Below are 1,522 nucleotides of genomic sequence, written 5' to 3'. Positions count from 1 at the left end.
GGAGAGGGGGAGAGGGGGAGAGGGGGAGAATGGCAGAGGGAGAGGGGGAGAATGGGAACAATCCTCTTTTTTCCTTCTTCGGACTTCCATCGGACGACTTCCATCGGACGACTTCCATTTCTCTTCTGACAACTGACAACTGACTTCTTATTTATTTCCAGTTTTGCCACGAACTATTAAAAATAGAAGTACCCGGAAAGGCGATAGGATTCTTATTTTGCTGCAACCGCAACTGTAAAGCCTCCAAATTTGGCTCGCGGGACGGCAATTCGTCCACCAATTCATAGGGTAAAATCCCGTTTTCTAGGGAAAAAGCGGCGGTAACTCCCGCAGCAGCCCCAGCAGACCATTCAAAGGAATGCACTCGATAAGCAGCCGCGGCCGTGTGGCTGACAGCAATACTTTTACCCGCCACTAACATATTGTCAATTTTCTGAGGAATCATTGCCCGCAGCGGAATTTGGAACGGATAAGCTGATCCTTGACCTTTGCGAGTTCCTTCGCGTTCGGTGTTTCCCGGTGCTTCTGGCGGGCTGTTGGTCATGCAGGGGTGAAAGTCGATCGCATAATGACCGATACCCACACTATCAGGATAAATCGTGGCGCGCGATCGGGATTTAGTATCCTCAACAGACTGACTTCCCACAGCCAAAGCCGGCGCATTCAAGCCTCCCAAAGCCAGCCACAAATTGCGATACTCTTGTTCCGACAAATTCTGGCGGTAAAAATCCGTCTTAAAATCATTGCGAGACATATCAACTTCCCACACCGTAAAACCTTGAGGCTGAGTCAAACTCGGCCGCCCAATAATCCGCCGCCCCTCGCGCATATAAGGATACTTAGAAAGTCCGTGCACCGTCCCCATCGGCGAATCCAAGCCGCTCAAAAAGCGATTGTTAGGATAAGGCTTTTTGACTCCATTACCTAATTGCGAGTCAGTAGTTCCTGCTACCAGCCAGTAGAAATATCCTTTAGCATTTTCTTCGCCCCGGCGCAAAGTTTCCGCGCGCAAACCGCCCATCCAGCCGCCCGGTTGCAGTTGACCGTTTGCTGCCAATTGCGATCGAGAATAAATTAAATTATCCTGAGCAGAACCCGGACGGTAGTCATTCCCCCACGTCCAGTTTTGCATGGAAATATCCCCAGGATAAATCGGGAATTGCTTCGGGTCGGCAGGGCGCGGCTCATCCGGTCTCATGCTCCTAATTTGGCGGTAGCTAAAAACGAGCGGAAAACTAGCTAATCTCGCTAATTCATAACTGTAGTAAGGAGCGTATTGTTGATAGAAAGACGGCTGTTGATGCTGTTGCGGTTCCTTGGTTGCCTCCATGGCAAAAGTGTAGGTAAAACCTTGAGTGCAGTAAGCGTCGCCGCTGGGGCTGGCGGAGGAAGGTTCCAGAGGAGAACGCGGGTCAATTCCCAGGCGGTAGGGAACATCGGCAAGTCCGATTAATTCGCCTGTTTCAGTCGCATCTACCACGAACCAATCCGCACCCCCCCTAGCCCCCCCATGCTAAGGGGG

1 pseudogene is annotated in these 1,522 nt (G+C 51.2%); it reads right to left on the bottom strand.

Annotation, left to right across the window (positions count from 1 at the left end):
- Positions 1-151: 151 nt before the first annotated feature.
- Positions 152-1,492, bottom strand: a pseudogene (locus QT974_RS34260) (FAD-dependent oxidoreductase); the annotation flags it as partial.
- Positions 1,493-1,522 lie beyond the last annotated feature (30 nt).

The organism is Microcoleus sp. BM001215392 (assembly GCF_036700185.1).
Classification (GTDB): Bacteria; Cyanobacteriota; Cyanobacteriia; order Cyanobacteriales; family Microcoleaceae; genus Microcoleus.
Note: the sequence above shows the minus strand (reverse complement) of the source record. Positions and strands in the feature narration are given on the sequence as shown.